Below are 8,261 nucleotides of genomic sequence, written 5' to 3'. Positions count from 1 at the left end.
CCAGCGTCATCTTTTTCTCTCCGACCGGCCTTCCGGTCATTGATCTATATAATAAACATAATCTCAACAGCAGCACAAGGGGATCAATACCTCGTATGACCTCGGTACGGAATCCTGAAGCTCCAGAAAGGAGGTGTTCCAGCCGCACCTTCCGGTACGGCTACCTTGTTACGACTTAGCCCCAGTCACCAGTTTTACCCTAGGCCGATCCTCGCGGTTACGGACTTCAGGTACCCCCGGCTCCCATGGCTTGACGGGCGGTGTGTACAAGGCCCGGGAACGTATTCACCGCGCCATGGCTGATGCGCGATTACTAGCGAATCCAGCTTCACGGAGTCGGGTTGCAGACTCCGATCCGAACTGAGACGTGGTTTGGGGATTCGCTCCCTGTCGCCAGGTGGCTTCCCTTTGTCCACGCCATTGTAACACGTGTGTCGCCCCGGATGTAAGGGCCGTGCTGATTTGACGTCATCCCCGCCTTCCTCGCAGCTTACGCTGGCAGTCCCACCAGAGTCCTCAGCTTTACCTGTTAGTAACTAGTGGCAAGGGTTGCGCTCGTTATGGCACTTAAGCCGACACCTCACGGCACGAGCTGACGACAACCATGCAGCACCTCGCAAACGGCTATTGCTAGAAAAGGTGTTTCCACCTCGGTCCGAATGCGTTCAAACCCGGGTAAGGTTCCTCGCGTATCATCGAATTAAACCACATGTTCCTCCGCTTGTGCGGGCCCCCGTCAATTCCTTTGAGTTTCACCGTTGCCGGCGTACTCCCCAGGTGGATCACTTAACGCTTTCGCTGTGCCGCTTACAGTGTATCGCAAACAGCTAGTGATCATCGTTTACTGCGTGGACTACCAGGGTATCTAATCCTGTTTGATCCCCACGCTTTCGTGCATCAGCGTCAGTCATGGCTTGGCAGGCTGCCTTCGCAATCGGGGTTCTGCGTGATATCTATGCATTTCACCGCTACACCACGCATTCCGCCTGCCTCAAACATACTCAAGCCCCCCAGTTTCAACGGCAATTCTATGGTTGAGCCACAGACTTTCACCGCTGACTTAAAAGGCCGCCTACGCACCCTTTAAACCCAATAAATCCGGATAACGCTCGGATCCTCCGTATTACCGCGGCTGCTGGCACGGAGTTAGCCGATCCTTATTCATAAGGTACATACAAAATAGGACACGTCCCGCACTTTATTCCCTTATAAAAGAGGTTTACGATCCATAGAACCTTCATCCCTCACGCGACTTGGCTGGTTCAGGCTTACGCCCATTGACCAATATTCCTCACTGCTGCCTCCCGTAGGAGTTTGGTCCGTGTCTCAGTACCAATGTGGGGGACCTTCCTCTCAGAACCCCTATCCATCGTCGGTTTGGTGGGCCGTTACCCCGCCAACTGCCTAATGGAACGCATGCCTATCTATCAGCGATGAATCTTTAGCAAATATCCCCATGCGGGGCCCCTGCTTCATGCGGTATTAGTCCGACTTTCGCCGGGTTATCCCCCTCTGATAGGTAAGTTGCATACGCGTTACTCACCCGTGCGCCGGTCGCCACCCGGTATTGCTACCTGTGCTGCCCCTCGACTTGCATGTGTTAAGCCTGTCGCTAGCGTTCATCCTGAGCCAGGATCAAACTCTTCGTTGTTTAAATTGTTTTATCATATCCTCGCTCCGGAATCCGTTTATCGTAGTCCAAAGTCATACTTCTTTTGACGGTATTAATCCGGAGAATCTCTTCTCCAATACTTGTACTACTTGTTGAATTATGTAAATCTATCAAAGAACTCTTCTGTCGCTTTCGTTTTGCGAACGTGGCTGCAAAGATAAGGACTTTTATTTTAAACTTCCAAATTATTCCGGAACTTTTTTTTCTAAAAGTTTGTTTCATCATTTTGTACCGGCGTTCTCTCTCGAATGCGGGTGCAAAAGTAGTGTTATAAAACATAACCTCCAAACTTTTTCGGAATTTTTTTTGCAATATTTTTTTCATGAGGGGGATTGCGTACATTGAAATAATACGTGACGCTCTTTTTTAACTTACGAGTCACCACGTGTACCGAAAACAGGGCTCTCACGAGTGCTTTTACACGTATAAAAACGATAAACAGGTCCTGGCGACGAGAGGAAATCACACGGGAAAAACGGCTTTCTGCTCATGGAATCACGAGAAAATCGCTCTGTACACGTGCTTTTGGGCCACGTACAATGTGAGTTTAGGCCGATTATATCGCCCCAAAGACTAAAAAAGGGCTAAGAGAACAGTATTACATAAACAACTGTCTATCTATACTTTAAGACATCAAGAAAATCTTCCAAAAAAATCACAGGGCGCATTAGGGCGCATCTTTACGTGTTCGCAAAAACATTTTACAAAAAAAAAATATATTACTCCATCTATATATAAGTAAGACGCTAATTTTTTTATAATATAAAAGTTTTACAAACCTCGCAAAGATGCGCCCTTTGCGCCCTGAACCATCCCCTACCAACTTATCAGGGATACAAAAAAAGCCTATGGGACACGGCCGTAAAGTCATTGAGATAACACCTCTATCCCATTGACTTTACCACCGTTTCCCATTGAGATACTATCGTAAACCCGACACTTCAAGAAGGGATAATCATTCCCCAGATAGGCGTCTTGACCATGAACACGAATAGTTCGCTCGCAACTGAACTGAACCGCACCATCGTCCCGTTAATCGCTACCCGTCCCATGATAGGGACAAATCCGTTCTTCTCCTTGCTGCCGTTCACATAAATTTGACTTCTCCCAATATCCACAATTTGCCCCTACCTTCTTCATATTCAATTTTAATTGCGCCAATCTGGGCTTTTTATAAGGTTATTACGGAGATTTTTCGTAAATTTGTAGAAATAAGACAGCCAATAATATTTATAAAAATATGCGAGAAAAACTCTCCTATCCTGTTAGGATCATCATATCCTTACTATCCATTTTTCTCTGGAGCTTTCCGGCAGAAGGGCAGGATAGTGAAAGCTTAAAAAAGCAATTAGATCAAAAGCTAAACTCTTTCGCAAGGCAATATGTGTCTTCACGCACCATTAAGATTGACTCCATCCTCATACAGAAGAAGAAAGTCACGCTTTTCGCCAATGAAGCTTTGGAGGACATCCCTTTTCGGGAATACAACGTTTCTGAGCTTTACGCAAGTATAGCTCCCCTATTCCCCAATGCCTCCAAGATCGTCATCTTGACCCGAGATACAGACATTGAGAGCTTGATTCCCGAATACGACAGAAAAGGACGTCCCAACAAAAAGAGGCTATACTCCATTAAAGAGAGTAAATACCCGCTAACCCGTAGCCTATCCACCCCTCATGAGATAAAAAACGGATTACAAAACCGTCATATCGCCCTTTGGCAAAGCCATGGTTTATATTACGCCCAGACCGCCCATCGCTGGGAATGGCAACGGGCTCGCATGTTCGGCACCGTGGAGGACTTATTTACGCAGAGTTTTGTTCTTCCTTATCTGACCCCGATGCTTGAAAACGCAGGAGCGACTATTCTTATCCCCCGGGAAAGGGACACTCAAATACACGAAATCATTATCGACAATGATCGCTCTACTCCGGGATCCGAGTATAAGGAATTGGATGGAGAGAAAGCTTGGTCGGATGGGGAGAAAGCCGGATTTGGGCATATTCAAGCTACTTATACGAATGGGGAGAACCCTTTTACGCAAGGTACCTATCGGCAGACGGTCACACAGAGGAAAGGAAAAGAAAGTCTCATCGAGTGGATTCCCGAAATTCCGGAATCGGGGAATTACGCGGTCTATGCCTCCTATCAATCTTTTCCGAACAGCACAGAGCAGGCACTGTATACCATCCATCATGCCGGAGGGGAAACCACAATCGCCGTCAATCAAACAATGGGGGGTGGGACTTGGATCTATCTGGGAAACTTCAAATTCACGGCACATGAACAAGCCCATGAGAGAATCGTATTAACGAATCAAAGCAATAAATCGGGAAAGATTATCACGGCAGACGCAATCAAGATCGGTGGCGGCATGGGGAACATCGCACGTAGCCCGCTAGAAAGTCCCTATCCGATAGAAGCAGAGACAAGTGGGTATCCACGGTTTACCGAGGCGGCCCGATATTGGCTACAATGGGCGGGAATACCGGATAGTATCTATTCGAAAAGCGCTTTCCGCAATGATTATCAAGACGACATTTACGCACGTCCCCAATGGGTTAATTATTTAAAAGAACAGACCCATATCCCTATCGACATGGCCTTCGCATTCCATTCCGACGCAGGAACCACCCCGGATGACTCAATTATAGGGACACTCGGCATCTATATGTCTAAAAGCAACGACGGAATCTACACCAACCGGAAAAGCCGGGAGATCGCCAGAGACCTAACCGACATGATCCAAACACAGATCCTGTCCGATGTCCGTAAGGTTTACAATCCTCAATGGAGCCGCCGGGGCATGTGGAATCAATCTTATATAGAGGCACGTATTCCCGATGTCCCAACGATGCTATTAGAATTACTATCCCATCAAAACTTCGCCGATATGCGTTACGGGTTAGACCCACGCTTCCGTTTCCTTATCTGTAGGGCGATCTATAAAGGGATGCTCCGTTATATCTGTTTCCAGAATAAACAGGAGCCTATCGTACAACCGCTCCCACCCGATCGTCTGTATACGGAGCTCGTAGAAACGAATAAAGTGAGAATCGGCTGGAAAGCCGTACAGGATACTCTTGAGGAGAGTGCCTCACCAACCGCCTATATCCTTTATAGTCGAAAAGACAGCGGTGGATTCGATAACGGGACGCTCGTAAAAGGAGAAGAAATCATTCTTCCAATTGAGGCGGGTATTATCCATAGTTATAAGGTAGCTGCCGTAAATAAGGGAGGCATCAGTTTCCCTTCCGAGATCGTAAGTGTTTACCGGTCTCCTAAAGGTGAAAAGGATAAGACGGTATTAATCGTCAATGGATTCGACAGGATCAGCGGTCCAGCCAGTTTCGAGAGTGCGGCGGATAGTTTAGCCGGCTTTCTTTATGCCGTCGACCGGGGAGTGCCTTATCTGAATGATATCGCATTTATCGGGGATCAATTCGAATTCCGCCGTACCGCCACATGGAACAGCAATGATAATAACGGGCATGGGGATAGTTACAACAATTACGCAGGCCAAGTCATAGCGGGCAATACCTTCGATTATCCTTTCATACATGGGCAGGCCATGGCCGGGACCGGTTATTCCTTTGTTTCATGTAGCCATAAATCTTTGGCCGAGGGAGTCGTAAAGCCGGATACGTATCCGATTATTGACTTGATTTTAGGAAAACAGCGCCAACCGGTTATCACTCCCGTTTTACAGGATACGCTTCGCAGTTACCTTGCCCAAGGCGGCAACTTGCTTGTAAGCGGGACGAATCTTTTCTCCGACAGCTGGGGCAACGCACAAGACCGTACGTTCGTCGAGGAGGTACTAAAAGGGAAGTTGGCTAGCCGTAATGCCAGCAAGGAGGGAATCGTAAACAGTTGCGCATCCCCTTACAGATATATAAACGGCAGATACACGTTCCGGACACGTCCGAACCCTATTTGCTACTCGATCGAGTCGGTAGACGGTGTACTTCCGGCGGATAAGCTCGCCCATACCATCTTGAGATATCCGGAGAACAATATCGGGGCGGGAATCGTTTATGAAGGGAAATATCGGACTTGTTCGCTCGGTTTCCCGTTTGAGGCACTTCAAACATCGTCGGAACGAAATCGACTCATGGAGTCCATCTTACGCTTTTTCTCCATTCAACAACAAAATAAAATACAGTATATACAATGAAACGAATCAATTGCTTTATCCCTTATGGAAAAATAGAGGCTACACGACAAACGGTAGCGCAATTGGCCGAGTCGTCCTTAGTGAGTCAGATCTATCTAATCACGGACGATCCCCACGCCAAGGCTATTTATCCCTGCAATTTAATCCGCACGGAGAATATATGGAGCACGAAGACCCTCCGGGAAATAGCCGGCTATGCCAGTGCCCATTATACGTTAATTTATACGAAGACTGAAGAGCTTCTATTAGGCATGTATGCCCTAGAGCGTTTTGTCGCCATCGCCGACGATACGAGATCCGGTATGGTTTACTCCGATTATTACGAGCAGAAGGAGGGCAAACTCAACCCCCATCCGGTGATCGATTACCAGAAAGGAAGTCTTAGGGATGATTTCAATTTCGGCTCCCTCCTACTTTATCGTTCTTCCACGCTACAAAACGCCATAGCCTCCATGGATACGGAATATACATTCGCCGGACTCTACGACTTGCGCCTGAAAGTCTCCCAAAACGCTCCGCTGACGCATATCAACGAATATCTATATACAGAAGTAGAGAATGATTTACGGAAATCCGGAGAGAAGATGTTCGACTATGTAGATCCCAAGAACCGCTCCGTACAGATCGAGATGGAAGCCGCCTGTACAGATCACTTAAAGATGATAGGCGGCTACTTGCCCCCTCATTTCAAGCCAGTCCGTTTTGACGAGCAGACATTTCAAACGGAAGCCTCCGTTATTATCCCTGTACGTAACCGTGTACGGACGATCGAGGACGCTATCCGTTCCGTACTGCGACAAGAGGCGTCCTTCCCTTTCAACCTAATCATTATCGATAATCATTCTACGGATGGCACCTCCGAGCGAATCCAAACGATCGCCGCCACGGACCCTCGTATTATCCATATCCAGCCGGAGCGTGACGACCTCGGCATCGGGGGTTGCTGGAATATAGGAATACACCATTCGGCTTGCGGCAAGTTCGCCATCCAATTGGATAGCGATGATGTATACAGTGACGAGCATACCCTGCGTAAGATCGTGGAAGCCTTCTACGAGCAGCGATGCGCCATGGTGGTCGGAACCTACCGAATGACCGATTTCGATATGCGAACCATCCCGCCCGGAATTATCGACCATAAAGAATGGACTCCCGAGAACGGCCGCAATAACGCCCTCCGCATCAACGGGCTTGGAGCACCCCGAGCCTTTTATACACCCTTGCTACGGAAACTAAACCTCCCGAACACCAGTTACGGAGAAGATTACGCCCTCGGCCTGCGCATCAGCCGCGAGTACCCGATCGGGCGGATCTACGACGTGCTGTACCTTTGCCGCCGTTGGGAAGATAACTCCGACGCCTCATTGGATGTCGTGAAAATGAACAACCATAATATATATAAGGATAAAATCAGGACTTGGGAACTCGAGGCCCGCTTAAACATGGAAAGACAATGAAACCAAACAACTGGGTCAGCTCATCGCAAGCGACCGAATTACTGTCCAAGCAACTCGTGACATGGCCATTGGCCGAGAAGAACTATAAGGCACTGGAGGCCGTGCAAGTAAAATCCTTCGATATGGGAGGGTTCTCGATACGTGCGCAATTCAATCCCGCCCGTATTGTTTCCACCGGGGCCAAGGTAGATGCCCGATCCCTAAAAGAACGCAAGTGCTTCCTATGTCCCGAGAACCTGCCGGTGGAACAGGAGCGACTGCCTTTCGGCTTTCGCCATCTGGTATTGTGTAACCCCTACCCGATCTTCCCCCAGCATTTTACGATCCCTACCCGGAAACATACTCCGCAACTGATATTGCCGCAATGGAATGACTTCTTGGAACTGACTAGGAGACTCGCTCCCTTCACCGTCTTCTACAATGGACCCCGTAGCGGAGCCTCGGCACCGGATCATGCCCACTTCCAAGCAGTGACACGAGGCATCATGCCGCTGGATGAAGAGGTAACCCAATTTATACGACAATCGTATGCGAGTGTATACGACAACCGTATATACCCACTCACCGGCAACCTCCGCCCCGGCCTCGTCATCCAAGCCGCCACCGAAGAAGCCGCCACCCGGCTCTTCAAAAAGATCTACGCCGCTTTGCCGATACTTCCCGGTGAGCCCGAGCCGATGATGAATATCTTCGGCTCCTATTACGATAATAATTGGGTAATCACGGTAATCCCTCGTAAACGCCACCGCCCATGGCAATACGAGGCTGAGGGGAACGACCATCTCCTGTCCAGCCCGGGAGCTGCCGATATCGGAGGTCTTTTCATCACCCCTTTAGAAAAGGATTTCAAAAAGATCAACCCGGAGCTTCTGCGAGATGTTTACCAACAAGTATGCCTCAGCGACCGGGACGTAGAGGAAATTTTCGTACATTTGTCATCTAATTAGTTTTCAAT

The 8,261-nt window shown here is 48.5% G+C and carries 3 protein-coding genes, 1 rRNA gene and 1 pseudogene; 3 read left to right on the top strand and 2 right to left on the bottom strand.

The window, feature by feature from the left end; translation table 11 throughout:
* Positions 1 to 126 precede the first annotated feature (126 nt).
* Both CI960_RS03000 and CI960_RS23850 read right to left on the bottom strand, forming a co-directional pair.
* Positions 127 to 1,651 (bottom strand): 16S ribosomal RNA (locus tag CI960_RS03000).
* A 1,031-nt stretch (positions 1,652 to 2,682) separates the two neighbouring features.
* Positions 2,683 to 2,793 (bottom strand): annotated as a pseudogene (locus CI960_RS23850) (integrase); the annotation flags it as partial.
* 119 nt (positions 2,794 to 2,912) lie between these two features.
* On the opposite strand from CI960_RS23850, the gene CI960_RS02990 reads away from it, so the two are divergent.
* Genes CI960_RS02990 through CI960_RS02980 form a run of 3 tightly spaced genes read left to right on the top strand, consistent with a single transcriptional unit; the run spans position 2,913 to position 8,253 of the window.
* Positions 2,913 to 5,849 (top strand): hypothetical protein, encoded by a 2,937-nt coding sequence (locus CI960_RS02990; RefSeq protein WP_005858406.1) that lies wholly within the window; start codon positions 2,913 to 2,915, stop codon positions 5,847 to 5,849.
* Positions 5,846 to 7,306, top strand: coding sequence for a glycosyltransferase family A protein (locus tag CI960_RS02985; RefSeq protein WP_005858408.1), 1,461 nt, complete (start codon positions 5,846 to 5,848; stop codon positions 7,304 to 7,306). The genes CI960_RS02990 and CI960_RS02985 overlap by 4 nt, the downstream gene beginning before the upstream one ends.
* A complete protein-coding gene (locus CI960_RS02980) occupies positions 7,303 to 8,253 on the top strand; it encodes a DUF4922 domain-containing protein (protein WP_022193160.1) in 951 nt (316 codons plus the stop codon). The genes CI960_RS02985 and CI960_RS02980 overlap by 4 nt, the downstream gene beginning before the upstream one ends.
* The last annotated feature ends 8 nt before the right edge of the window (positions 8,254 to 8,261 follow it).

Source organism: Parabacteroides sp. CT06, assembly GCF_002257605.1.
Lineage (GTDB): Bacteria > Bacteroidota > Bacteroidia > Bacteroidales > Tannerellaceae > Parabacteroides > Parabacteroides distasonis.
The sequence above is the reverse complement of the archived record's forward strand: the minus strand, read 5'-3'. Positions and strand labels throughout refer to the sequence as shown.

Bases quoted from the DNA above. Each gene is read 5' to 3' on its own strand.
- CI960_RS02990 (WP_005858406.1), top strand. From the start codon at position 2,913: ATGCGAGAAAAACTCTCCTATCCTGTTAGGATCATCATATCCTTACTA.
- CI960_RS02985 (WP_005858408.1), top strand. From the start codon at position 5,846: ATGAAACGAATCAATTGCTTTATCCCTTATGGAAAAATAGAGGCTACA.
- CI960_RS02980 (WP_022193160.1), top strand. From the start codon at position 7,303: ATGAAACCAAACAACTGGGTCAGCTCATCGCAAGCGACCGAATTACTG.